The 24,558-nt window shown below is 33.7% G+C and carries 27 protein-coding genes and 3 tRNA genes; 15 read left to right on the top strand and 15 right to left on the bottom strand.

The features are described 5' to 3' along the window. Positions 1 to 6: 6 nt before the first annotated feature. From ABWU33_RS07890 to ABWU33_RS07845, 10 genes are all read right to left on the bottom strand, one after another. Positions 7 to 732: a lysophospholipid acyltransferase family protein gene (locus tag ABWU33_RS07890; protein ID WP_029237643.1), complete on the bottom strand. Its 726-nt coding sequence runs from the start codon at positions 730 to 732 to the stop codon at positions 7 to 9. A gap of 56 nt (positions 733 to 788) precedes the next feature. After that, the gene (locus tag ABWU33_RS07885) at positions 789 to 1,775 is read right to left on the bottom strand and encodes a tyrosine-type recombinase/integrase (protein ID WP_264337774.1); all 987 of its coding nucleotides are present in this window, start codon (positions 1,773 to 1,775) and stop codon (positions 789 to 791) included. A 371-nt stretch (positions 1,776 to 2,146) separates the two neighbouring features. After that, on the bottom strand, positions 2,147 to 2,782 hold the full coding sequence (locus ABWU33_RS07880) for a DnaA ATPase domain-containing protein (protein WP_211907585.1): 636 nt from the start codon (positions 2,780 to 2,782) through the stop codon (positions 2,147 to 2,149). An 18-nt stretch (positions 2,783 to 2,800) separates the two neighbouring features. Further along, complete coding sequence (locus tag ABWU33_RS07875; RefSeq protein WP_211907584.1) at positions 2,801 to 2,962, bottom strand: hypothetical protein; 162 nt, start codon at positions 2,960 to 2,962, stop codon at positions 2,801 to 2,803. A gap of 153 nt (positions 2,963 to 3,115) precedes the next feature. Then, positions 3,116 to 3,994 carry an IS3 family transposase gene (locus ABWU33_RS07870; RefSeq protein ID WP_353273672.1) on the bottom strand — a complete coding sequence of 293 codons (879 nt, stop codon included), beginning with the start codon at positions 3,992 to 3,994 and terminating at the stop codon, positions 3,116 to 3,118. Then, positions 3,970 to 4,269: a transposase gene (locus tag ABWU33_RS07865; protein WP_353280344.1), complete on the bottom strand. Its 300-nt coding sequence runs from the start codon at positions 4,267 to 4,269 to the stop codon at positions 3,970 to 3,972. The genes ABWU33_RS07870 and ABWU33_RS07865 overlap by 25 nt, the downstream gene beginning before the upstream one ends. 29 nt (positions 4,270 to 4,298) lie before the next feature. Then, positions 4,299 to 5,786: a group II intron reverse transcriptase/maturase gene (gene ltrA, locus ABWU33_RS07860; RefSeq protein ID WP_353280717.1), complete on the bottom strand. Its 1,488-nt coding sequence runs from the start codon at positions 5,784 to 5,786 to the stop codon at positions 4,299 to 4,301. Further along, positions 5,783 to 6,061, bottom strand: a complete 279-nt coding sequence (locus ABWU33_RS07855) for a hypothetical protein (protein ID WP_353280716.1) — start codon at positions 6,059 to 6,061, stop codon at positions 5,783 to 5,785. Before ABWU33_RS07855 ends, ltrA begins: the two co-directional genes overlap by 4 nt. Before the next feature lie 408 nt (positions 6,062 to 6,469). Further along, complete coding sequence (locus tag ABWU33_RS07850) at positions 6,470 to 7,543, bottom strand: AI-2E family transporter (protein ID WP_211907608.1); 1,074 nt, start codon at positions 7,541 to 7,543, stop codon at positions 6,470 to 6,472. Between the two features lie 49 nt (positions 7,544 to 7,592). Further along, positions 7,593 to 8,162 (bottom strand): alpha/beta hydrolase, encoded by a 570-nt coding sequence (locus tag ABWU33_RS07845; RefSeq protein ID WP_250120007.1) that lies wholly within the window; start codon positions 8,160 to 8,162, stop codon positions 7,593 to 7,595. On the opposite strand from ABWU33_RS07845, the gene ABWU33_RS07840 reads away from it, so the two are divergent. Together ABWU33_RS07840 and ispD are read left to right on the top strand one after the other, a co-directional pair. After that, entirely contained in the window at positions 8,161 to 8,307 is a 147-nt protein-coding gene (locus ABWU33_RS07840; RefSeq protein WP_019236829.1) for a hypothetical protein, read from the top strand. The two genes, ABWU33_RS07845 and ABWU33_RS07840, sit on opposite strands and share 2 nt — an antisense overlap. Positions 8,308 to 8,584: 277 nt before the next feature. After that, positions 8,585 to 9,790 carry a 2-C-methyl-D-erythritol 4-phosphate cytidylyltransferase gene (ispD, locus tag ABWU33_RS07835; protein WP_211907611.1) on the top strand — a complete coding sequence of 402 codons (1,206 nt, stop codon included), beginning with the start codon at positions 8,585 to 8,587 and terminating at the stop codon, positions 9,788 to 9,790. Positions 9,791 to 9,874: 84 nt separating this feature from the next. On the opposite strand, the gene ABWU33_RS07830 is transcribed toward ispD, so the two are convergent. The 3 genes from ABWU33_RS07830 to ABWU33_RS07820 all read right to left on the bottom strand — a co-directional run bounded on the left by ABWU33_RS07830 (position 9,875) and on the right by ABWU33_RS07820 (position 14,147). Further along, positions 9,875 to 10,741, bottom strand: coding sequence for a ParB/RepB/Spo0J family partition protein (locus ABWU33_RS07830; RefSeq protein WP_211907612.1), 867 nt, complete (start codon positions 10,739 to 10,741; stop codon positions 9,875 to 9,877). After that, positions 10,738 to 11,580, bottom strand: a complete 843-nt coding sequence (locus ABWU33_RS07825; protein ID WP_211907613.1) for a ParA family protein — start codon at positions 11,578 to 11,580, stop codon at positions 10,738 to 10,740. Before ABWU33_RS07825 ends, ABWU33_RS07830 begins: the two co-directional genes overlap by 4 nt. 86 nt (positions 11,581 to 11,666) lie before the next feature. Continuing rightward, positions 11,667 to 14,147: a response regulator gene (locus ABWU33_RS07820; RefSeq protein ID WP_211907614.1), complete on the bottom strand. Its 2,481-nt coding sequence runs from the start codon at positions 14,145 to 14,147 to the stop codon at positions 11,667 to 11,669. A 159-nt stretch (positions 14,148 to 14,306) separates the two neighbouring features. Here ABWU33_RS07820 and hemF point away from each other — a divergent pair, with 159 nt between their 5' ends. From hemF to sucD, 8 genes are all read left to right on the top strand, one after another. Further along, entirely contained in the window at positions 14,307 to 15,131 is an 825-nt protein-coding gene (gene hemF, locus ABWU33_RS07815; protein ID WP_250120005.1) for an oxygen-dependent coproporphyrinogen oxidase, read from the top strand. Positions 15,132 to 15,213: 82 nt separating this feature from the next. Next, complete coding sequence (locus ABWU33_RS07810) at positions 15,214 to 16,353, top strand: hypothetical protein (RefSeq protein ID WP_264337777.1); 1,140 nt, start codon at positions 15,214 to 15,216, stop codon at positions 16,351 to 16,353. A gap of 68 nt (positions 16,354 to 16,421) precedes the next feature. Continuing rightward, a tRNA-Glu gene (locus ABWU33_RS07805) sits at positions 16,422 to 16,493 on the top strand. A gap of 32 nt (positions 16,494 to 16,525) precedes the next feature. Continuing rightward, positions 16,526 to 17,221: a 16S rRNA (uracil(1498)-N(3))-methyltransferase gene (locus tag ABWU33_RS07800; RefSeq protein ID WP_353280711.1), complete on the top strand. Its 696-nt coding sequence runs from the start codon at positions 16,526 to 16,528 to the stop codon at positions 17,219 to 17,221. 120 nt (positions 17,222 to 17,341) lie between these two features. After that, positions 17,342 to 17,415 (top strand) — tRNA-Pro (locus ABWU33_RS07795). A gap of 198 nt (positions 17,416 to 17,613) precedes the next feature. Further along, complete coding sequence (rpsU, locus tag ABWU33_RS07790; protein WP_211907618.1) at positions 17,614 to 17,814, top strand: 30S ribosomal protein S21; 201 nt, start codon at positions 17,614 to 17,616, stop codon at positions 17,812 to 17,814. A gap of 30 nt (positions 17,815 to 17,844) precedes the next feature. Further along, entirely contained in the window at positions 17,845 to 19,005 is a 1,161-nt protein-coding gene (gene sucC / locus ABWU33_RS07785) for an ADP-forming succinate--CoA ligase subunit beta (protein WP_211907619.1), read from the top strand. A gap of 3 nt (positions 19,006 to 19,008) precedes the next feature. Then, a complete protein-coding gene (gene sucD, locus ABWU33_RS07780; RefSeq protein ID WP_064085491.1) occupies positions 19,009 to 19,890 on the top strand; it encodes a succinate--CoA ligase subunit alpha in 882 nt (293 codons plus the stop codon). A gap of 6 nt (positions 19,891 to 19,896) precedes the next feature. On the opposite strand, the gene dapF is transcribed toward sucD, so the two are convergent. Then, positions 19,897 to 20,691 (bottom strand): diaminopimelate epimerase, encoded by a 795-nt coding sequence (gene dapF, locus ABWU33_RS07775; RefSeq protein ID WP_010403976.1) that lies wholly within the window; start codon positions 20,689 to 20,691, stop codon positions 19,897 to 19,899. Between the two features lie 72 nt (positions 20,692 to 20,763). Between dapF and ABWU33_RS07770 the strand changes: the two genes are divergently transcribed. Beyond that, positions 20,764 to 21,909 carry a glycoside hydrolase family 5 protein gene (locus ABWU33_RS07770; protein ID WP_353280708.1) on the top strand — a complete coding sequence of 382 codons (1,146 nt, stop codon included), beginning with the start codon at positions 20,764 to 20,766 and terminating at the stop codon, positions 21,907 to 21,909. Here the strand turns inward: ABWU33_RS07770 and ABWU33_RS07765 are convergent. Next, entirely contained in the window at positions 21,885 to 22,457 is a 573-nt protein-coding gene (locus ABWU33_RS07765; protein ID WP_211907621.1) for a nitroreductase family protein, read from the bottom strand. The genes ABWU33_RS07770 and ABWU33_RS07765 overlap by 25 nt on opposite strands. Before the next feature lie 96 nt (positions 22,458 to 22,553). Between ABWU33_RS07765 and ABWU33_RS07760 the strand changes: the two genes are divergently transcribed. The 4 genes from ABWU33_RS07760 to ABWU33_RS07745 all read left to right on the top strand — a co-directional run bounded on the left by ABWU33_RS07760 (position 22,554) and on the right by ABWU33_RS07745 (position 24,548). Then, positions 22,554 to 23,081, top strand: coding sequence for a biotin transporter BioY (locus tag ABWU33_RS07760; RefSeq protein ID WP_211907622.1), 528 nt, complete (start codon positions 22,554 to 22,556; stop codon positions 23,079 to 23,081). Further along, a complete protein-coding gene (locus tag ABWU33_RS07755) occupies positions 23,078 to 23,476 on the top strand; it encodes a DUF1284 domain-containing protein (RefSeq protein ID WP_211907623.1) in 399 nt (132 codons plus the stop codon). Before ABWU33_RS07760 ends, ABWU33_RS07755 begins: the two co-directional genes overlap by 4 nt. Positions 23,477 to 23,544: 68 nt before the next feature. Next, positions 23,545 to 24,411 carry a tetratricopeptide repeat protein gene (locus tag ABWU33_RS07750; protein ID WP_211907624.1) on the top strand — a complete coding sequence of 289 codons (867 nt, stop codon included), beginning with the start codon at positions 23,545 to 23,547 and terminating at the stop codon, positions 24,409 to 24,411. A 64-nt stretch (positions 24,412 to 24,475) separates the two neighbouring features. Beyond that, positions 24,476 to 24,548: transfer RNA gene (locus ABWU33_RS07745), tRNA-Val, on the top strand. Positions 24,549 to 24,558 lie beyond the last annotated feature (10 nt).

Below are 24,558 nucleotides of genomic sequence, written 5' to 3'. Positions count from 1 at the left end.
TTTTTGTTAATTTGCAATATCAGTTTTTTCTGCAATTAATCTACTACTTCTTTCTTCAATGATTTTTTCTAAACTTTGCAAGAATTCATTTTTGTTTAACCCAGGATATATGGGAGGTAATATTTCTATTACCGCCTTTCCGGGATTCTTTCTCAGAGAAAGTATGCTTTTTGGCCAAAACAAACCAGTGTTTAAAGCAATCGGTAACACAGGAACAGATAATACGCTATATAAAGCAGCAATACCCGATTGATATTTTATATTTTGGTTTATAGTTGTTCTTGTACCTTCAGGAAATATTATTATGCCTCTATTTTCTTTTATACACACTTTTGCTAATTTCATGATATGACGCACAGAACTAATACCATCTGAGCGGTTAATAAAAATCATTTTTAATGCCATGAGATGCAAACCAATGAATGGAATCCATTTCAATTCACGTTTTAAAATAAAAACTGCTTTTCTAAAGAGTAGTATAAAAATAAATGTTTCAAATGGAGATTGGTGTTTAGATGCAATTATAAAAGGTTGCTTAGGAATGTTTTCCATTCCCCTCACTTCATATTTAATGCCACATAATAAACGCAACATGAATAATACAACTCTCACCGAGCAAACAAGGAAAATGGTTATTACACACTCAGGAAAGAAAATTACAGGGAGAGTAATTAAAGTATAGAATACTTCCCATAATATAAGGAGTAAATTAAACAATAAACTTGCAATCACAAACACACGTAAACTTATTTGAATTTAACTTTACTACAAAACTAAAAGCAATAAGTTTAATTATTGATCATCTGAGTAATAGGATGAGAATCAGCTAATTTGTCCTTTAACTTTTCGTTAGCAATATGAGTATATATTTGTGTTGTAGAAAGATTAGTATGGCCAAGAATTTTTTGTATCAGCACAATATTTGCTCCGCTATTCAGTAGATGGGTAGCAAGAGAATGCCTAATCACATGTGGAGAGATTTTATTTTCATCAATATCGCACTTTCTTGCTAATTCCTTTATTAATTGACCAACTCTTTGCCTTGTAATTGGTTTATTAGGTTTATCACCTGGGAATAGCCAATCAGATTTTTTGTTGTTAGGGAGCAGATTGTCACGAATTGATAAATAATCTTTAAGGCTTTGCAATGCTTGCTCATTAAAAAAGATTTGCCTTTCTCTGCCACTTTTTCCTTTTATTATTATATAGCCTTCTTTACCGTTACTGTTTACTAAATGTGATACTTCACATAACTTCATATTAATTAGTTCAGAAATACGCATCCCGGAAGAGTAAAGGATATCTAAAATTGCACATAGCCTTTTACTGCTTATCTTTTTATTCGATCCGCTTGCTGATTTTTTTACTGTTTCCATGAGCAAAAATATTTCTTGAACACTTAAATGCTTAGGCAAAGGACGGGAAACCTTTGGATTTCTTAATTCATTATCATTAGCCGGTGCTGGATTAAAGTCTATTATTCCATCATTAAATAGGCACTTATAGAAATTTTTGATAGCAGATATTTTTCTTGATATAGAGCTAGTTTTATATTTCTTTTGTGTACGTAAAAAGTTTACATAATCTTTAATATTAGCTTTACTTGCACCAACTAAGGTAGTGCCTCCTTCTAATAAAAATTTTTCAAGTTGGTGTAAATCTGAACGATAACTTTCCAAAGTATTTTGTGTAGAGGATTTTTCGGAAACCAAAGTATCTATGTAATACGTTATGTAAAGATTCTCTTTTTTATTTTGTAGTTGTTTATTTTTCATTATCAGCTCCTATATTTATTTCTTTGACTTCAATTTGATTGAAAGTATTTTTTGTGTTTTTTATAAGAAAATATGAGATAAACAAAGCATTTATCAATAAAGTAAGTACTACAAACCTTTGTTTTAACCTTTTTTTTAAATTTGATCTTATTTTTACCATATTTCAATTATAACATCAAATCTATAAAAAACATCCTGTAAAGTAAGTTTTACTATCGTATAAAATATTCCTTAGCTATTTCTGTTTATTCTTATTACATCATAGCATTTATTATAGTTTTAACATAAAGAAATATTGATTTCAACTTCATTATTGTATGGATATTAATAAATTTTTAATATATATAATAAATACTTTACAAAAAAAGGAATCAATTGGCACTTTTTTTTAATAAAGTGTTAATAAAAGGAATGGTTACATTTGATCCTATAGATTCATTATCTATTTTTTCTATAACTTTATTAATGCTGTGGAAAGAACGTTCTATTCTTGCTAGAATATAATCAATTACCTTTAGATCAATTTTTAACTGTTTATCTGAAAATTGTTTTATTAGCATGATTCTTAATAATTCCTCGCTTGCAGGTAAAATTTTTACGCTGATAGTTGATAATATTCGCGAGCTTAAATCTTTTAGTTTGAAGTTAAGCTTTTTCGGTAAAATCGAAGAAGTAATTAGCAGTCTCTTATCATTTTCTTTCATGTAATTATAACAATGTAATAACATTTCCTCATCTTTAATGTTTTGTACATCTTCTAAAATAAACGCATCGCTGTACCTCATTTCGCTTACAAAATTATTTACATCAATGAAAATAGCATCGTTTTTTGATTGCCAGATATGAGCAAGGTGAGTTTTCCCAGAGTTTTTAGGCCCAAACAGAATTAAGCATTTCCAAGATAAATCATTAATTATCGAGTTATATATGTGCTTGTTTTCGTCTAAGACGATATAATTTTGCCAACAATAATCAACTTGATTATTGTTAAATAAATTTAATTGCACGTAAAGCCTCTTACATTACTACTTTTTGATAATAATTTTTGCATAAAAATTTACTTGGTCAGGTAAGGAAGCAGTATTACTACTACTCCCTCCCTTAGAAACGCAGCATGCAGGTTTCCCCACACTACGCTTGAGCCCCTTATCTAAGTTCTTCTTTTGTCGAACCGGCTTGTCTTTCATAAATCCTCAGAATACATCAACTTTAGTGGTGACACTAATAGTAGAGAACCTTCTCTTGAAAAGGAGCTTGCCAACATTCTTGTTCGTTTTACTCTCTCATCAAAATACTTGACCTTACCCAGAAAAAGTAGACAGAAAGTTAAGACGTTTTTGCTATGAGAATGATGAATCAAAAAGCTCAGGAATGCAATAGTTAATAGTAGAATGTCTACGCTGTTTATTATAAAAAATTTCTATATATTCAAATATTGCGGTTTTAGCTTGTTGTGCAGAGTGTTGTGAAGTATCAATGAGTAACTCTCTCTTAAGTGAACTAAAAAAGCTCTCTGAAACAGCATTATCATAACAACAACCTTTGTGACTCATACTAGAAGTAATATTTTTTGTACTTAGTAAAAATTGATAATTTTTAGAGGTGTATTGCGATCCTTGATCGCTATGAAATAGTAGATTTTTAGCAGATTTGCGCCTACCAATAGCCATGAATAACGCATCTATAACTAATTGCCTATTTACTGCATTACTCATTGACCAGCCAATCACCATGCGTGAATATAAATCTATTATTGCTGCCAAATATAACCATCCTTCATTAGTTTTTATGTACGTAATATCAGTTACCCATATCTTGTTAGGTTGATCAGCGATGAAATTCTGATTTAATATGTTAGGAGTTATAACTCTATTGTCTATTTGTGGTTTTTTACTTTTAAACTTTCGTCTAAGCTTAGCTTGAATGCCATTTTTCTGCATAACATTTTGCACTGTTTTGATGTTATAATTTTTACCTAAAGCCTTTAATTCAGCGTGAATTTTAGGAGCTCCGTATCTGCATTGTGATGCTCGATATACCTTCTGAATATCTTGTATGAGCTCTTCTCTTATTGATTTTTTGTTGTTTTTTTCCTTAGTAATCCATTTATAATAACCACAAGCAGATACGTTCAAAAATCTGCATAATTCCCGTATTTTATAGCAGTTTTCATGTTCTTTTATAAAAGAATATTTTACTCTTTTTGGTTTGCAAAATATCCCAGGGCTTTTTTTAAAATGTCTCTTTCCCTCGTTACTCTTGCCAGCTCTTTCTTTAAATAAAACTTTTCTTTGTCACAATGAGCTACTTTCCCTTTTCCTGGAAACGCATCTACTCCAGACATTCTATCATTGTATGTTTTTACCCATCTGCTTAATGAATCACCGCTAATACCCAAATCTCTTGCTATTTTTGCTGATGATTGACCTGTTTCTTTTACTAGTCTTATAGCTTCAATTTTGAATTCTGCTGTATATTCTTTTCTTTTTGTCATACCACACCTCTTTGAAAAAACGTTTTATTTTACTTCAAAAACGTCTTAACTTTCTGTCTACTTTTTCTGGGTAAGGTCAACTTTTTCCATTTTAAGTCAAGGGGATTTGCATCCGCTCTGATTGTAACATGTCGTCTGATAGGTATATCAATCAGCTTAAGCAGTCTTAAATACCGTATCTCTTTTGGTTTGTTCTTGCATATGGGTGCAGCAAAAACCCATTGGCGTTGACCCATTACTTTGAAGTAACGATTCTTTATCCAACGTAATCCTTTACGAGGATGTCTTTTCTTTGCCCATTTCCATAAACTATGCCAAATTTCATTGTCGATCTTTCTAAACGCTTTTTTAGCACACACATGGTGATAGTAATTTCCCCATCCTCTCAGTAGAGAGTTGAGTGACTTAATTACTATAGCCTGAGTGTTCGCTATATTTGCTTTTATCAATGTACGTGCTTGATTAAGAAGTTTTTTAATACTTTCTTTCGAAGGTTTAATAATTAACTTCTTATTATATCTACGTGCATTACAACCAAGAAAGTCAAACCCTGTTGTGATAGATGTAATCTTTGTCTTCTCTTCTGAAAGAATTAAACCTCTCTCATGAAGGAAAGATGATACTAAAGGCTTAACTTCATTTTCCAGTACTTCATGTGTGAAACCTGAAATAATAAAGTCGTCTGCGTACCTGATTACATTCACTCCACTTCTGATTTTTCCTCTTCTTTTGCTACCTAATTTACCAAAGCGACTTTCTAATAACTGTTCAAGACCATCTAAGGTAAAGTTAGCTAGTATTGGAGAAATTATACTTCCTTGCGGAGTGCCAGCAGTTGTGGGATACAGAGTTTTCGATTCTAGGAAACCAGCTTTTAACCATCTATGAAGAATTTTCTTCTCCATAGGAATATGCTTCATGAGCCATTCATGGTTAATGTTATCAAAACAACCTTTGATATCACCTTCGAGTATCCATTGTAGTTGATTACGACTTGCCAGTAATAAGTGGCAAGCCACAGTAGCGTCTGCGCAGGATCTTTTAGGTCTAAAGCCATAGGAGTGATGGTCGCTGATCGTTTCAGATACTGGCTCCAGGGCAAACAGATATAATGCTTGCATGGCTCTATCTTTTATCGTTGGTATTCCAAGAGGTCTTCTTTTGCCATTAGATTTACTGATATAAATCCGTTTTAGCGGAGAAGGTTTATATCCTCTTTGCTTTAACTGCTTTATTCCTTGAAATTTAGCATTGCAAGTTGACCATAGTTGACGATCTACACCCGCTGTGTTTTTTCCTTGGTTTTCAGTTACTCTCTTAACAGCCAAAGCTTTTCCGCTAAAAGAGCGTGTGAGAAGATGTTGTAAAGCTTTTACCTTACCCCATCTTCCTTCTTGGACAGCCTTAACAATACGTCTTTGTAGCCTCACAATAACTTTCTGGCATTTCTTCCATGGCAATTGCTTCCATGCTTCGGAGTTGTCGGTAGGTGCACTTACAGTTTTATCTGTAATCATCTGCTTTCCTCCCTTAAGTGGTTAACAAAGTTTCTTGTCACGAGGGACCAAATGGAAGTCTGCTCGTTTTCACGCGAATTAATGTTACAAATTCTATCCATTTCGTTACAAAATGGCATTCGCTTTCTCCATTCTCCTTTACCTGCACTTCCATCAGCATTCCTTGCGGTTTGCTTGCCATGTAGGCGAAAATACAGGCTTACCCTGTTCCTTCTATCATACAACAGTGGGTTAGGTTGCTTCTCTATACCGGTGGAGTTATTATTTGCGTACATCTAGAAATGAAAAATGTAACTTATCCACATTACCTTTTGGTCAGAGCTTATCAGCATCTTTAGCTCTTTCATCGTATCGGTACTTATAAAGCTTCACTTACGTTCACCATACCACTAAGCCTAGCCCTCCAACCACATGATGCTTGCAGTTTATGCCCCTCTCACGATTGAGCATCTTCTTTTTCAAGAAGGAGGTTCATTGTCCGCATCGCTTGGCACCAACCGGTTGCCCGATTCGCACTGATGCGTAGACTCAGATGGCAAAACATCTGGTTTAATAAGTTTTAGAATCCTTTCAGTTTCTTTCTGAATAAATTCCTCTCCTTTTAAACAATATGACCGAAGACTTTCAGGTTGCACCATCTCTCAAATGTATCAGAGGTCCTTTTTCTTTTTATCGTGAACTAATTAGCCATTTTTATAAAGCTCACTTTCAAAATATTTATTAACTGTATATTCTACTAATACACTGAACATTGCTATTATTGGAATAAAAAATAATATACCTATAAACCCAAAATATGAGGTGCATATGACAACTCCTAAAATAATGATAGTTGGATGTATATGAACTTTTTTTCCTATTAATAAAGGCACTAATATGCTTGAGTCTATTAATTGACCAACACTAAATAATAGCAAGACAGCAGCACTTTCAAACCATCCACTAAATTGAGTAATGGCGCTCAAAAATCCGATAATAGTGTATAATAATGGCCCTATATAGGGTATAAATGTTAATGTTCCTGATAAAATTCCAATAGCTACAGAATGCTTCAGCCCAATTATGCTAAGGCCCACGGAGTAAAAGATCATCATAACTATACATACGTTTAGCTGTCCCTTTAGGTAATTAGATATAATGAAATCTACTTTGGAAAAATAACCTGCAGCTTTTTCTCTGTAAAGAATGGGAATTAGTTTACTAACCTTTTCTACAATTGAAGGCCAATCACGTAATACATAAAAAAACACCATAAGCGTAATAGCTATTAATGATACCATGTAAATCAAACTAAAGCTTGAACTTAGCACTTGAATTATAAGATTACTGCCCATGCTAAGAGCATTTATAAAATAAGATATATAATCACTGTAATTTTCTACTAGATTTTTAGACAAGTGATCAAATAAACTATCTTCAGTTTTTATATTAAGAAATTCTAGCACAGAAGGAATCACTTTAAGTTTTAGTGAAGGTATCTTATTCACTAAGAAATTTAATATTAAAGTAATTTGAAAATATATAATAGGTAAAACAAATGTAATAACTAATATAAAAGCTATCAATAAGGCAAGTGTTATAAAAACTACAGAACATGAACGCGGTATTCTGTATTTTTCAAACTTGGTTACTAGAGGGTTAAACAAATGTGCAACAAAAACGGATATTAGACACGGAGCAATCATAGGACGCATCAAAAATAATGCCCCTATTATAAAAAGTAGTACACAACAAATAGTTATATGACGTTTTTGCATATGTCTAACATAGTCAATTTACCAAAAAATATACAGTTTTTTGTAAATACTATCTATTCATTGTTTTATTAAGTATTAGATCAGCTAAATTTTCATCCAATTCCCAACCAGATAAAACTCCGTTGTGCGGGTCATATTCAAAGCTTTTCAAATTAACGATTTTGGTCAAATTTCTATTTAACGATTGATTATCTTCTAGTCCTTTTGCTAATTGTGCAGGATATGGTATTAAGGTGTCTCTTTCATGATTAATGACCGCTATTGATATATCATTATTTTGTAGCTTTTGTATATTGCTTACTATATCAAAGTCTAAATTTAGGACCTTAAGCATTTTTTTTAACAAACAAGAGGGTAGTATGCTTAGAATTTTTGTCTGAGAAATTGGAAAATGCTTTATTGCATTGTAAAAAGAGCTGAAAGTGCTGGTAAAAATAATACCTCCGAGTTTAATATCTCTGTCTGTAAAATATTTCAGCACTTCTGATGCAATTGCTCCTCCAAAGGAATGGCCGAGAAGTATAATGTTTTCAGGCTTCACACCATTGTCAATTAATTTACTGATTTCTTTTATTGAAGGCTGAGACAAGCTTTGATTCTTATTTATAAACGGAATCATGAGTGGTGGTACAGATAAAAAGGTGCAAGTTAAAGCTGCTAAGATGGCTAAACTTGCTGTCCTAGATGTCATTGGATTAGTAAGTAATATTAAAGTTGGTAATAGTATTGATGTTCCTAAAAACAAGAAACTAGCTATTGCGTAAGTTATATAGTTTTGAAATGCAATTGGGTATTTATGTGCATGAGTGTGAAAATTAGACCTATGGAGATATGTAGATCTATCTTGTATATACCTGGCCGCATTCTTATAATTATCACCTATTCCATGAAAAAATATAAGATGTATCTCATTTTCTTTATTATACTTAGTAACGTGTATTATTTTCCTCTAGCATATATTACACCTAGTAAAAGAATATTCTTTTTTGAGAATTGGATCAACTTTTTTAAAATGCTAGATAACTTGTATTAACACCGAAAATGGTAAGCATGTACACTAACAGACTTGAGGAATACAAGATAGCAGCATTAATAGTTGCAGCAGGAGTAGGCAGTAGATGCAATGCCAAAATCCCTAAACAGTATATAAAATTGGCAGGTAAGTATGTTTTATTTCACACAATTAGGAAATTCTTAGCTAATCAGTACATAAGTTACATAAGAGTGGTAGTGAATGAAAGTCAAAAAGATTTCTATAAAGAAGTTACGTCATCAACTATAGATACTAAATTGCTGAGTCCAGTATGTGGAGGAAAAAGCAGGCAGAGTTCAGTTAAACTTGGACTGGAGAGTTTGCAAAAGATCAATCCAGATTTTGTTATTATACATGACGCTTGTAGGCCTTTTGTATCAAATATTCTAATAAACAACTTGATTGAATCTATGATTAATGGTCAATATACAGGAGTAGTTCCAGCAATAGAAGTCGAGGATACTATATCGTTGGTGAGTAATAATTTCATTGAATCTACGATTTCAAGAGAAAAACTTAGAGCCATGCAAACTCCTCAAATTTTTAATTTCAGAGAATTATTATCGTGCCATCAATCAGTCAAAGAATTTACTGATGATTCATCACTAATGGTGGAGCATAAAAAACATGTTGCGATTATTGAAGGTGAGAAAAAGAATTTTAAGTTAACTACAAAAGAGGATATCAATATGGCAAAACTTCTCTTTGGAGAGCCAAAATTCCGTGTCGGAACCGGTTATGATATACATAAATTTGTTAAAATTCAAAATGATGCTAAGAGCTTTATAAAAATTTGCGGTGTGGAAATTGAGCATAATATGGCAATAGAGGCACATTCCGATGGTGATGTTGCAATACATGCAATCGTTGATGCAATACTCGGAGCACTAGGATGTGGCGATATAGGAGAACATTTTCCTCCTAATTCCTCTAAATGGAAGGATTGCAATTCATCTCATTTTCTTGACTTTGCTGCTAAAAAAGCACAGGAAAAAGGATATAGCGTGTCTAATTTAGATATTACTATAGTTTGTGAAGAGCCTAAAATATCGCCTTACAAAGCAGGAATGAAGGAATTCATATCAAAAATATTAGAAATTAATGGTGAATTCGTAAGTATCAAAGCAACCACAGCGGAAAAATTAGGTTCTATTGGCAGAAATGAGGGAATAGCAACGTATGCTTCTGTGCTATTGCGTGCAAATTTTTATTGAAGGTAGAAACGAAATAACTTACTTGACAAACTCCACCATTTCACTTCCATTGCAAGGAAAGTGGGAAGGTTTGTCAAGAAATTTCTATGAGCTACTTTCGACATTAATAGCTGATTCAAGTCTTCTATTCAAAATTTTCAATATAAAATCCAATTCATTTGAGTTGTTATAACGTATCATGACTTTACCCTTAGAATTACTTTCATTAATTTTGATCTTTAAACCAAGCTGAGAAGATATAGCTCCTTCTAATGCTGCCATATCTTGATTTTTAGTACACTTATGCTCTTTTCGGTCGTTATTTTGTTGTAAGTCTTTTATCAATTTTTCAGTTCGTCTAACGCTCAGGCCCTGAGAAACTATTCTTTCTGCAATACTTTCCGCATTTTCAACATTAATCAATGCTCTTGCATGACCCATAGACAATTTTTTCTCGTTGATCATTGTTTTTACTCCATTAGGGAGTGACAGCATTCGTATCATATTGGTTATGTGACTGCGGCTTTTACCTAAAGTTAAGGCTAATTCTTCGTGTGTATAGGAGAATTCATCTATTAGTTTTCTGTACGCCTCACCTTCTTCTATTGGATTAATATCTTGCCTCTGTATGTTTTCAATTATCGATACTTCTAAGCATTCCTTGTCATTTAAATCTTTTATGATAACCGGCACACTATCAAGATTTATGACCTTACTTGCTCGCCAACGACGTTCCCCTGCTACTATTTCATAACCTTCATTATTTGGATCTTTGCGCACCACAACAGGTTGTATTATACCATTTTTCTCTATCGAACCTGCAAGTTCTTTTAATGACTCCTCATCAAAATATTTTCTCGGCTGAAATTTGCTCGGGTGTAGTAATGAAATAGGTAACCGATCTTCTTTATTACCATAATTATCGCCTATGAGGCCAGCAAGACCTCTACCTAAGCGCCTATTGTCCTTCACGCTGCACCCTCACTTATCAGCTTTTTCTCTTTACAGATGCTCATGTGTTTCTTTAAAATTTCTTTTGCCAAACTTATATATGCTTGTGCACCAGGACACTTAAGATCATATACAATAGCAGGTTTTCCATGAGAAGGCGCTTCTGATAACCGTACATTACGTGGAATAATGGTCTCATACAAGGGGATAATAGTTTTATATACTTTATCATTTAAATATTGGCAAATATCATTTTTAATCTGCTCACTAAGTTTGTTGCGTCTGTCATACATTGTGAGCAATATTCCTTCTATTAACAGGAAAGGGTTTAGGTTGTTTCTTTTTATCAGCTCTACAGTCTTAACTAAATGGCTCAATCCTTCCAGAGCGAAAAATTCACACTGAAGAGGAACAATAATCGAGTCAGCAGCGGTCAGAGCATTGATAGTAAGCAGACCAAGTGATGGAGGACAATCGATAATTATGTACTCATAATTATTACGTACTTTCTCTAGCGTATCTTTTAGTACGAATTTTCCCTGCTCAAGTTGTGATAGCTCAATTTCTGCAGCTGATAAGTCAACCACTGATGAAATCAGCGATAGATTTGGAATTTCCTTTATATTGAAAATTGCCGATTCCACCAATTCACTTTCGCTGCTCAGCAGTATTTTATATATATTTTTTTCTTCCCTGCTACGATAAGAAATCCCAAGTCCTGTACTAGCATTTCCTTGAGGGTCAAGATCTACCAGTAAAGTACTTTTTCCCACAGCAGCAAAGGCTGTTGATAAATTTATACTAGTTGTAGTTTTACCAACTCCACCCTTTTGATTTACTACTGCAATGATCTTGCTCACACCTTTTATCTTATGTATAAAATAACTCTATTGTATATATGCAAGAAATTTTTGCATTAGAAAAATTTTTTTGTTGCCAATCATGCTCAAAGTAAACTGCCTTTTTTTGTCTTGTGTAACACACTTTGAACCTTATTTCCTAACTCATTCAGAGTAAATGGTTTGGGTAAAAAATGGAAGTCTTCTATATTGATTTCATCGCTCTTTAAAAAAGCATCCTCTGCATACCCAGAAATAAAAATAACTTTGATGTTTGGCCTATGTATCAATGTTTCTTTAACTATTTCTGGACCACTCACCTCTGGCATGATTACATCAGTGATTATTAGATCTATGTGTTGATTTTTTTTTCTAATGATCTCTAGTGCCTCGCTGCCTATACTCGCTTCTATTACATTAAATCCTTTTCTTGTAAGAGCCTTAGCAGTAAATTCCCTTACTGAATCTTCATCTTCAATTAATAAAATTATACCATTACCTTTAATCTCTACCGGTTTCTCTATTTCTTTACTATCTTCCTCTTTATCATTTTCATCCGATATGTAAACTATGGGCAAAAATATGCTAAATTTAGTTCCATGATTCACTTTGCTAGCAACATAGATGTATCCTTCGGTTTGTTTAATAATGCCATATACAGTAGAGAGGCCAAGACCTGTACCAGAAGTAATATCTTTGGTAGAAAAAAATGGATCAAATGCCTTTTCAATTATATCACTCGTCATTCCACATCCAGTATCAATCACTTCAATCACAACATAATTCCCATGTTCAATCGTTTCCTTATCTGGAGAAAACATATCCTGAGGTGTAGAATTTAATGAATCAACCTTTTGATTAAAGGTTCGTATAGTTAACTCTCCCCCCTTTTCCATAGCAGCACCAGCATTAACTGCTAAGTTAAGCATAACTTGCTCTAATTGTCCTTGGTCAGCCCTAACAGCACCCAAATCGCTACCATAATAAATATTAAATTTTATATTTTCACCTATTAATCTTTTGATCATTTCATAAAGATTAGCTATCGTACCATTTACATTAATAATCTTTGGCTGCAAAGTCTGTCTTCTTGAAAAAGCAAGCAGTTGTCTTACTAAATTTGACCCACGTTTTGCATTTTGCTGTATCTGTATTATATCTCCAAAAGATGGATCGCTAGCTGAGTGCTGGAGTAAAAGCAAATCACAAAATCCTATTATTCCGGTTAATATATTATTGAAATCATGTGCAATACCACCTGCTAATTGCCCTATAGCTTGCACCTTTTGATAATGCTCAAGTTTTATCTCTAGTTTTTTACGTTCAGTATTATCAATAAAATAACAAAGTATGAACATCACTTTATTATGAAGAAACTTATTAAAATATATTTTCATGTTATTACCGCCATTGAGCTGCACATCAAAGGACGCATTATTTATCCTATTACTTGAAAAATATTCACGCACTTTCATATGATAACCATCTGATATCAATGCAAAGATAGAACCATTATTTGACCCCGCAAGTTTTACTAATGCTATATTTTTCTTTATAAAATTGCCATTTATGTCGCATTGTGCAATAGCAATTGACGAATTTGTAAAACAAGGGTGTAGTTGATAATCAACAATATTTGATTCAGTTGGTGTTATAAAGCCGTGTATATAGCTATGATTGTATTTATCACAAAATATAGCAGTACTCATATAAGCCTTAAATGGAGCACCGCTTATAGTAAAAAACATAATTTCATTTTTGGTTATTGTATCGTCATACTTAGATTGAGATATAAAATCATTGATTGAGCTACCTTTTTCCAATTTTTTTAGTTCAAACATGTCTAAAAATCTTTTATTTACAGATAAGATACCTCCTTTTGTATTTGCAACGTAAGTTGCTATATTGTGTTTCTCTATCAACTCTTCATATACCTGCTCTTTGTTTACCTGTGTTGCCTTCAGTACAAAATACCCATTCGGTCTTGCTATTGGGGCTAATGATAAATTTAAAGTCTTATTACTATTTATAGCAATTTGTGGATTATCCGGTATTGGTTCAGAGAGCAAAAGAAAGTTAGATATTCTACTCTTCTTGCTTAAGGAAATGCATACTTTTACAGAAGTGTTATTTCTTAACGCATGATAGAGTGATTTTCTGTCTTTTTCTGACACATCTCCTGCTTCAAGAATTTTATCTAGCGTAACATCATCGTTTATGTGATCTTTAAACCTTTCGTAGAACCTCGCATCAGCATAAATAATACCCTCATCTTTATGTAAAATGAGACAAAACTCTGTATTATGATTCAGCGCATTTGCAAATATTGCATTTTGAAACTCTATGATATTAAGTAGATACTTGTAACGTTTTATATTATATACCACAAAGAGAGTCATTAGAATGCTAATTAATAAATTAATCTCTATATTAACATGCTGACTATATACATTAGAAAAATAGAGTACTGATATTGCTATTGGAGGTAAGAACATAATGACTGCCATCACAATAATTGACATCCCATAATTTCTTAGTATGAAGTCAACTCTGTTCTCTTTTTTGTTATCTATGTATCTTTTACTCATTATTATTGCTTGGCATCCTTGCACATATAAAAATATTCTACTATATTGATTTAATTATTATAGATTTATTAACATCCTTGATGGGTAGTTACTATCCCAATCTAATTAAGTCCTGTAAATATAGAGTACAATAATATTAATAAGCCAACAGAAGGCATTATGGAAAAACAAAAGACACAAGCATTTGAATGGTTCTGCGCACTGAGAAACAAGATCACCGAATCTTTCTTATCAATTGAGGTACAGTCATTCACACAACCAAAAATCGAAAAAAGAAAGTGGAGCCGACCAGGTGGAGGAAGTGGTGAATCTACAATTATCTTTGGTAATATTTTTGAAAAAGTTGGAGTAAACGTTTCAAGAGTATACGGAAAGCTCGAAGACTCAGCCATTAATGAAATTCCTGGTGCAAGTGAAAGCAATGGAGAGTTTTGGGCAAGCGGTATATCTTTAGTGTCTCACATGCAATCTCCCCTTATCCCTGCAGCACATATGAACACAAGGCTGATATATACCTCAAAACAATGGTTTGGTGGAGGAATGGACTTTACTCCAATTTATAAAGATGAGGGAGATTGCAAGTATATTCACGAATCAATTAAAGCAACTTGCGATGAGTTCAACATCGAATATTATCCGAAATTTAAAAAGCAATGTGATGATTACTTTTTTTTACAACATAGAAAAGAGCCACGTGGTATTGGTGGAATTTTTTATGACAATCTAACTTCTGGCAACTGGAAAAATGATTTTGAGTTCACAAAAGCAGTAGGTGAAGCCTTTTTAGAAATTTACTTACACATCATACACAAACATATGCAAAAATCTTGGACAAAAGAACAACGAGAAGAACAATTGATAAAACGTGGCAGATATGTGGAGTTCAATCTTCTTTATGATCGTGGTACAAGGTTTGGTTTAATGACTAATGGTAACCCCGATGCAATTATGATGTCGATGCCGCCTCTTGTTAAGTGGGTGTGAAAAGCGGTTATTAATATAAAATAAATCGTTATAGTTTAAAATTGTACCAGAATGGTGAGCTTTTGTATAGAGGGGTACAATCATGGGTATAGTAGATAGTTTTTTAATTAAATCCGCTAGAAATAGCAATATAATAGGCGTGAGGCTAGCTTTAAGTCTTCATAATATAGTAAACAGCTTTGAAAAACTCTTTTCTAAAATTAATCCTTTTAGGAACAAGGGGTCATTTGACTTGAATAATGATCAAACTTTAAATCGAGCTTTAGAGTATGCAGTAACAAATCTTGATCATAATGTAATGACGTTACTTATTAGTGCTGGAGCAAATATTAATGAAATAAATAATAGTATAGGAAATGTAATCCTTCAATACAAAATAGCATCAGAAGCTATGCAGTACGGAGATAAGGACAGTCTCAAAGATCGTAAAGAAAAATGTTGTTTAGTGCTTGGTGAGCTAATAAAAAAAGAAAGAAAAGAAATATTGGAGATTTTGAAACAAACGGAAAGTTGTGACAAGCTTAAAGAGGAAGTAGAGCTAAAATTTAAGGCCAACTCACCTAAAAAACCTCCTAGAATTTTTGAGCATGATGATATTTTACTTTTAAAAGAGCCCATTTATGATGAGGTATATGACGCTAAGGTTAGTAACTCATTAGAAGAGTTGAGAGTATCGGAAGAATCCATTTATGCTGAAGTATATGATTTGCATAAAAGATCTGCTGAAAATTTATTATTGAAAGATAGTGGTTGTTCTAGTATATCAGGAGAACCTATTTATGAAGATGTAGATGATTTCTCAGAGCAAAAAAAGCCTACTAGCTTAAATCATAAAGAGCAACCAGAGCCTATTTATGCTAAGGTAGATTTATCGAAAAAGAGATCAGAAAGACAAGCAAAACATATAAAAGATAATTCTGGGACTTATCATGGATTAGTGCAGGATAAAGTGAATAATTTGCAAGTAAAACTAAATGAGCAAAGTGCTAATAAGCCAGCGAGTCAGCAAATCAAGACCAAGGCTGGCTTTAACGTAAAAGAAATAAGGCAAAATTTTGAGCGTAGAGATTCTGGATACGATTCTGGCTATGATTCAGATACAAAAGTTGAACAAAAATTAGAATTAGGATCTAAAGCTCCTAAATCTGAGATAGGTTCAGTAAGCATTGAACATGGGGTAATAGGAGGCTGTCGATATAAAATCACTGATATATCACTCTAACTGTGTGATTCAAAATAATTGAATTGACTTTATATGTATAATCGATATAACTCAGTTAGATTCAAGTCGACTCTTTCGTCTAGTGGTTAGGACACCACCCTTTCACGGTGGTAACACGGGTTCAAATCCCGTAAGAGTCACTCAAACAGAATGCAAATAACTAAAGTTTTGAATGAAAAAAATTAGGCTTTATGTTGAAGAAGCTTTATCACAAAATGTAAGTTTGGTGCTTCATCCACGACAAAGTCACTATATTTACAATGTAATGCGGCTTAAGAAGCATGATAACATCTATCTTTTTAATGGAAAGGATGGAGAATGGTTAGGAGAAGTAGTGAATATATCAAGTAAATCGACAAAAATTATAACAAAAGAACGCACTAAACAACAACAACATGAAAAAAATCTATATTTGTATTGTGCTCTGGTAAAAAGCGGCGCCTTAAGCAACATAGTAAGACAAGCAACTGAAATGGGAGTAACCTGCATTCAATTTATTTCAACAGAACGTACAGTAGTAAAAAACATTAACCTAAGTAGAGTGAAATTACAGGCAATTGAAGCTGCGGAACAATCCGGTAGGACAAGTATACCACAGATTTTTCTTCCTATTAATTTTTGTGAATTATCCGATTCTCAGAATAAAAATTTTGTTTTGTGTGATGAAACAGGTGAAGGACAACCTCCTAATAAAGTTCTAAAAGGCAAGAAAAACGTTGCTATTATTGTTGGCCCCGAAGGTGGTTTTTCATCTTGCGAACTTGATTCTGCCAATAAATTTTGTCAGAAACTGAGTCTAGGAAAAAGAATTTTGAGAGTTGATACTGCTGTAGTTGCTGCATTAACCTTCACCAATTGGTATAGCTAGATTTTTTAATATGGCTAGTGCAACTTGACACTCTATATAAAGATCTGCATTATATTTTTCCTAAAAGAAATAAATGAAACTTGCATTTTTCCGAACTATCGATACTCTTAGTAAGGAAGTCGGGGCGTAGCGCAGCCTGGTAGCGCATTTGGTTTGGGACCAAAGGGTCGGGAGTTCAAATCTCTCCGCCCCGAGATTAGAAAAATTACAAGAGCACTGTAACCTAAGAGCAATTTTTATCAGCAAGTAAATGATTGACAACAGAATGAAGCTTTTTTCATATAAATCACTGCATATCATATTCTATCGCTCAAGTTTATAAAATAATTGACAATGTTAATTTTCTAATTTATAAATGGATTTTGAAGTGATTACCGAAGGAGGTATAGAGTTTGATTGAAGTATCAGTCCATTATGGTGATGTAGATAGAGCTCTTCCAGTGTTGAAAAAAATAATTCAAAAGGAAGGAAGAGGGATCAAAATGAAAAAAAAATATCACGAAAAGAAATCAGAGAAAACAGCTAAAAAAAAAGCTGAAGCAAGAAAAAAGAGGTATCAGCAAGAATGCAGAAGACAGCGTTATGGTTGGTAGCTTTTACTAAGGTTAATAATTAGTTATCTTATGAATATTCACGAATATCAAGCAAAGGAAATTTTACACAAGTTTAATGTCCCGGTACCAAAGGGTTTTGTTGCTACATCTGCAGAAGAAGTAGAAACTCAAATAAATCAACTAAAATCTGACGTGTTTGTGGTTAAAGCTCAGATTCATGCAGGTGGTAGGGGTAAGGCTGGTGGCGTAAAGCTAGCAAAGTCAACTAAAGAAGCTCAACAACTTGTAAAGGACATGCTTGGCATAACTTTAGTTACTCATCAAACAGGGCCAAGCGGACAGCAGGTAAAGAGAGTATACATTGAAGAAGGTTCAAGCATTAAAAAAGAGTACTATTTGAGTCTAGTAGTCGATCCAAAGCTTAGCAGGCTAGTATTTATATTTTCTTCAGAAGGTGGAATGGATATCGAAGAAGTGGCAAAAAATTCTCCTACAAAGATTGTGAATTTTAATATTGACCCTGCTACTGGTTTTACAAGTTTTGATAACAATAAGCTTTGCAATAGCTTTAATCTGAGTTCAGAACAAATAGGAAAGGTAACGAATATTGCAAAAAATATATATGATGCGTTTATTACAACTGATGCGAGCCAGATAGAAATTAATCCACTAGTTGAAACGAATGCTGGAGATTTTATTGCACTTGATGCTAAGATTAATTTTGATGACAATGCTCTATACCGTCATTCAGAAATCGTGAGCCTACGTGATTACGATGAAGAAGTCAAAGAAGAAATAGAAGCTTCAAAGCATGGTCTCAGTTATATAAAAATGGATGGCAATATTGGTTGCATGGTGAACGGTGCAGGTCTTGCTATGGCAACAATGGATATAATAAAGTACTATGGAGCAGAGCCTGCTAACTTTCTAGATGTTGGTGGTGGAGCAAGTAAGGAAACTGTCACTGAAGCATTTAAAATTATATTATCTGATAGTAATGTAAAAGGAATTTTGGTTAATATATTTGGCGGTATAATGCGTTGTGATATCATTGCAAATGGAGTAGTTGAAGCTGCAAAAGAAATAGATATTAAGGTCCCTTTAGTGGTTAGATTATCAGGCACTAACTTCAAAGAAGGAAAAAGAATTTTAGAAGAGTCAGGGCTAAATATTATTGCTGCAGACGAACTTGACGAGGCTGCACAGAAAATAGTACAAGAGGTGAAGTAGAGTATGTCTGTTTTAGTAAATAAAGATACAAGATTAATATGTCAGGGCTTTACTGGTGCACAAGGTACATTTCATTCAGAACAAGCAATTAGCTATGGAACCAAAATGGTTGGCGGTGTAACTCCTAGCAAGGGTGGAAGCACTCACCTTAATTTACCAGTTTTTAATACCGTAGCAGAAGCTAAAGAAAAAACTGACGTGAATGCTACTGTGATATATGTACCTGCTAAATTTGCAGCTGATGCAATACTTGAGGCAATAGATGCAGAGATAGAATTAATAGTTTGCATCACAGAGGGCATTCCTATACTTGACATGGTAAAGGTAAAGCACGCTCTCGCTGGTTCAAACAGTCGATTGATTGGCCCAAACTGTCCAGGGGTTATTACACCCGAAGAATGCAAAATAGGAATTATGCCAGGACATATTCACAGACGTGGACATATAGGAATTATGTCTCGCTCTGGAACTTTAACTTATGAAGCGGTAGCACAAACAACCGCTGTTGGTCTTGGTCAGTCAACATGTATAGGAATTGGAGGGGATCCTGTTCATGGTATGACGTTTGTTGATTGTATGGAGTTGTTTTTAAAAGATGATGATACTCATGGTATTGTAGTTATTGGTGAAATAGGTGGAAACGAAGAAGAGGATGTATCACATTTTGTGAAAACAGAAAAAACTAAAAAGCCAATCGTTGGTTTTGTAGCAGGTCAAACAGCACCTCCAGGAAGACGTATGGGGCATGCTGGGGCTATTATCTCCTCTAGTGGCGGAAGTGCTGGTGCAAAGTTAGAGGTTATGCGCAGTGCTGGGATTGCGATTGCAGAAACCCCTGCTGTGATTGGTAAAAAGGTGTTAGAAGTAATGAGTGTCAGTGCCTAGCCTAGGTCATAAAAACCCTATATCCCCAGTCATCAGTATATTTTTTGACCACTCAATCAGTAACTGACCTCCTGGTAAATGCACTGAAGTTTGTTTAGTAGCCAAACACTTACGAAGTATAGATGCAACAAATGCTGCACAAGCCGCACTACCACATGAAGCAGTAATACCTGTTCCTCTTTCCCAAACTCTTAAGTTTATTTCTCCAGATTTTTCTATTTGTGCAATACTAACATTTGTTTTCTGAGGAAATAATTCGTGATTTTCTAGCTTTGGTCCTAAATTCTGCAATGGTATTTCGCTTATGTTATCAACAAAAAAAACTATATGAGGGTTACCAATATTTACTGCAACTGGCTCTTTCAGCATTTCAAGCTCTATAGGTAGATAAAGGGGATCGCATTCACAAGAAAGAGGAATTTCATTCCATTTAAGCAGTGGTTTACCCATATTGACCTTTATTGATTTATCACCTACTTTAAAACATTCTAAGATACGATTATTTATCAGCTCAATAGTGATATATTCAGTACCTTTTTCTAACATTATCAAATATCCAACACAGCGTGCTGCGTTTCCACACATTTCAGCTCGACTACCGTCAGCATTGTAGATATGCATAAAGCAGTTTGCAGCATTAGACATTGTTATAATTATCACTTGATCACAACTGCCTTGATCAGCAATTTGTCTATAATTCCAGTCTAAATTATTTGCTGAACGTGAGTCTATGATAACAAAACTATTGCCAGTACCATGCATCTTTACAAACGGGATCTTGTCTGTTAGGTTACTTACCATTATAGCAAAATTATATAAGTGAAAATTTTTCTTCTAATTACAGCTGTTTTGTATTCTATAGTTTTCTGTAATGTGAGTGCTAAGTCAATACCGGAGAACAGCAAAATGCTCTTTTGGCAAACTGGAGTTAGAAAGGGAGCAAATGTTTTCAATAGAAAAGTTGATAGTGACTTAATCAAAGCAGCAAAGGAATACAAAATTGGTTTTATTCGTCTTGCTCCTGACAAATTTGAAACTACGCAACGTGACTTCCTCTTAGGCAATGCAGACAATTATCTGGACCTGATTTCCAAAGACCTGAAAGTTCTGAAAGATGTTTTAGATGCTTTTCATCAACAAAAAATACCAGTAGTGTTAACGATGCTTAGCTTACCTGGATCTAGATGGAAGCAAAATAATAACGATAAAGATGATTTACGTTTATGGTCAGATCAAGCTTTTCAAAAACAAGCAGCAAAATTTTGGCAAGATCTTGCGAAAGAGCTTAAAGATCATCCTGCTATTGTTGGATATAATATCTTAAATGAACCACATCCAGAAAGGCTTTATAATACTGCAGACTCGGCTATTTATAACGTAGAACAAAGCAAAGTTCAGAAGAATCTATTTGGCTTTTATAGCAGCGTGGTAAACAGTATCCGCCAAGTTGACTCAGAGACCCCAATAATATTTGATAGCAGCAGTTATGCTGACTCTAATACTTTTAACAAATTTGAACCAGTTAGTGATAAAAATGTTCTTTATTCATTTCATATATATGAGCCCTTTGCTTATACAAACTTAAAATTAAACCAAGGTAACTTCGCCTACCCTGGACATGTTCAATCTTTTGATGCAAAAAAAGTAGAGTATTGGAATAAAGATAAGTTAAAATCATATATAGAACCTGTAAAAATTTTCCAAAAGAGGTATAATATACCAGATTATAAGATCCTTGCTGGAGAGTTTGGCGGGCACCGCTGCTCAAAAGGATTAGAGCACTATTTTCGAGATCTTACTTCTATTTTTAATGAATATAATTGGCATTTTGCTGTTTATGGCTTTCGAGAAGATATATGGGATGGTATGGACTATGAACTTGGAAGTAAGAAATTATCGTGGAAAGATTGGCAAGCAATTGAAGAGGGTAGGATGAAAAAAAATTATTTGCCAAATAATTCAATTTTTAAGATATTAAGAGAAGCATGGTCAAGTCAGCTCGCTGGCCATTCGTCATAAAAGAATATTTCTTTTATTGATCTTCTTTGTTTTTCTTTGACTTCAGCACCCTCTTTTTCGTAACCAACTGCTATCACTGACATTACATTAAAATCATCAGGTATATTGAATCTCTTAACTATTTTATCTCTATCAAATCCACCCATTTGATGAGCCATTAAGTTCATAGCTGCAGCCTGCAGCATAAGTGCATAATTTGCTGCACCAGTATCATGCTTAGCCCAAAAATTTTCTCCTTTACCTTGTTTACGGAAGTTCTTAGCGCTTAGAGATATAATTAGTATTTGTGCATCTTTTGCCCACTTTTGATTAGATTCATCAAGGCAACCGAGCAATTTTTTCCATGCGCTTTGATTGTTCTGTTTGTTGCATATCACATATCGCCAAGGTTCATCACCAAAACACGAGGGTGTGAGCCTTACAGCTTCTATTAAAATATCCATTTCTTTCTGAGATATTGCTCTTGTAGGATCGTATGAACGTCCGCTGTGTCTTTCTTTCATCAACGATAATAGATCTTGTTTACTCATCATTTTTAAATAGTGCATAAATAATTCATTGTAGCGCAATATAAGCAAAATTTAAATTGCAAAACCTCTTATACACATATATTACATTTAGTAAGTTATTTTTATTGGGAAGATATGTTTATAACACAATCAAGCAGTAGGTCAACACTGGCTGAAATATTGTCTTGTGTTTTACTTTTATTCTTGATGGCTCAAATAAGCATACCATTGCAGCCTGTGCCTATCACATTGCAAACTTTAGGATTAATGCTTGTTGGGCTTAAATTTAACCGCAGAACAGCATTCTATTCTGTGCTTACATATCTATCACTTGGTGCAGCAGGATTTCCTGTTTTTGCGAATTTTTCTGGTGGTCATCACATTTTTCTCGGGCCAACAGGTGGATATTTGATTGGCTGTTTAGTTGCTGTTGTAGTAATGAGCAGAGTAAATGAATTACTGAACTCTAAATATAAATCATTTATGTGTAATTCTTTAAGTTGTCTGGCGGGTACAGTCGTAATCTTTATTTGTGGTATTAGTTGGCTTACTATTTACGTGGGTCTGAAACAAGCAATAATGGTAGGTGTTTTACCATTCATCCTTCCTGGTTTGGTAAAAATTTTTCTACTTGTAGCAGCTTTGCAGTATTTGAAAAAGTGATAAGGTTTCGTCCTCATCATTTTATGTGCACTCTTGCATTTCAAGGGTATGGATATTCTCAGAGCTTTGTAGAAAATTACAAAAAGATAGCAAGTAAAGTAATTAGTGATCCTAATACTAAAATCGAAGTAGTTGATAATCTTGACACTATTTGCAGTGTTTGCCCAAACCAGACTAAACAAGGTAAATGTACCACACAAGCTAAAGTTTTAGAGCTAGATAGAAGGCATATGGAAATTTTAGGAATAAAAATTGGCGAGATTTTGACCTGGAGTGAAGCAGTCAAAAGAATTAGAAAGAAAATGTCTTTAGAGAAATTTGACTACGCATGTGAGGAGTGTAATTGGCAACCATATGGAATGTGTAGAAGTGCTCTTTTAACTCATTCTAAATAGTATCTGCCAATTAATAATATCTTTATTATTATATTAGATAAGTAATTTAGCATTTATGAATTTGTAATGTGTTGCGTATAGTTCAAAGAAATAAGATTTACTGGTTACGCGCTGCAGCCAATGCCACAACACTAGGATCTATGTTTGTCTGCATGTTAATTTGCGTTGTGATTTTATGGAGGTCTTCTGTTACCTATGCTAGTGAAAATTTGGAGATACAGAAGGTCTTTGATAGTGTTGTCAAGCATATAAAAGCTGATAAAAAATATAAAGATCTTGATGTTCTCGAGAGAAAAAGTGACAAATTTAATATCAAAATTTCGCAGAATTCTGGCAAGAATTTTGACATATACTCTATTTTAAAAAAAGCAAAAGATTCCTTTGAGTTAGGAGATAGTGAAACAGCTACTTCTCTCCTCAATCAGATTATCGCAAGATTTCCTTATCATGAAAGTGCTTTAATTGGACTAGGGAATATCTATTACGCTAACAAAGAATTTAAAAAAGCTGTAGAGATTTACACAAGACTGTTAAAAGAATATCCTAGCAACCCTTATGTATTAAAGAATTTTCTGACGATAATCTCACAATATGATCCTAATTTAGCATTGAGTGAAATGTTGAAATTGTATGATACACTCAGAAATAGCGCCCCTTTATCAGCAAATTTAGGTTTGATCTATATGAAAAAAGGGGATTACGTAAAAGCTAAAGAATATATGAAAGCAGCAATGTCTTTAGATCAAAACAATATTTTTTATACCTATAATTTAGCTGTTATTCTAGATAAGCTCTCAGATTTTAAAAATGCCACAGCATGTTATTCAAAGTTGTTGAACATGTCAAAAAATGCAAGTGAAAGAATACCTTTATACAAGGTAGCAGCAAGACTAAAATTTATACAACTCCATAGTGAGCACCCAGCGATTCCATAAGAGTTGCTTGTATCGCTATTTTTGTTTACAACAACAACATTGAACTATAGAATTATATCTAGAGGGGCAATTAGCTCAGCTGGTAGAGCATCTCGTTTACACCGAGGAGGTCGGCAGTTCAAGTCTGTCATTGCCCATTAGCCTAGT

Origin of the sequence: Wolbachia endosymbiont (group B) of Cyclophora punctaria (assembly GCF_964028235.1) — a bacterium.
Taxonomy (GTDB): Bacteria; Pseudomonadota; Alphaproteobacteria; order Rickettsiales; family Anaplasmataceae; genus Wolbachia.
The sequence above is the reverse complement of the archived record's forward strand: the minus strand, read 5'-3'. Positions and strand labels throughout refer to the sequence as shown.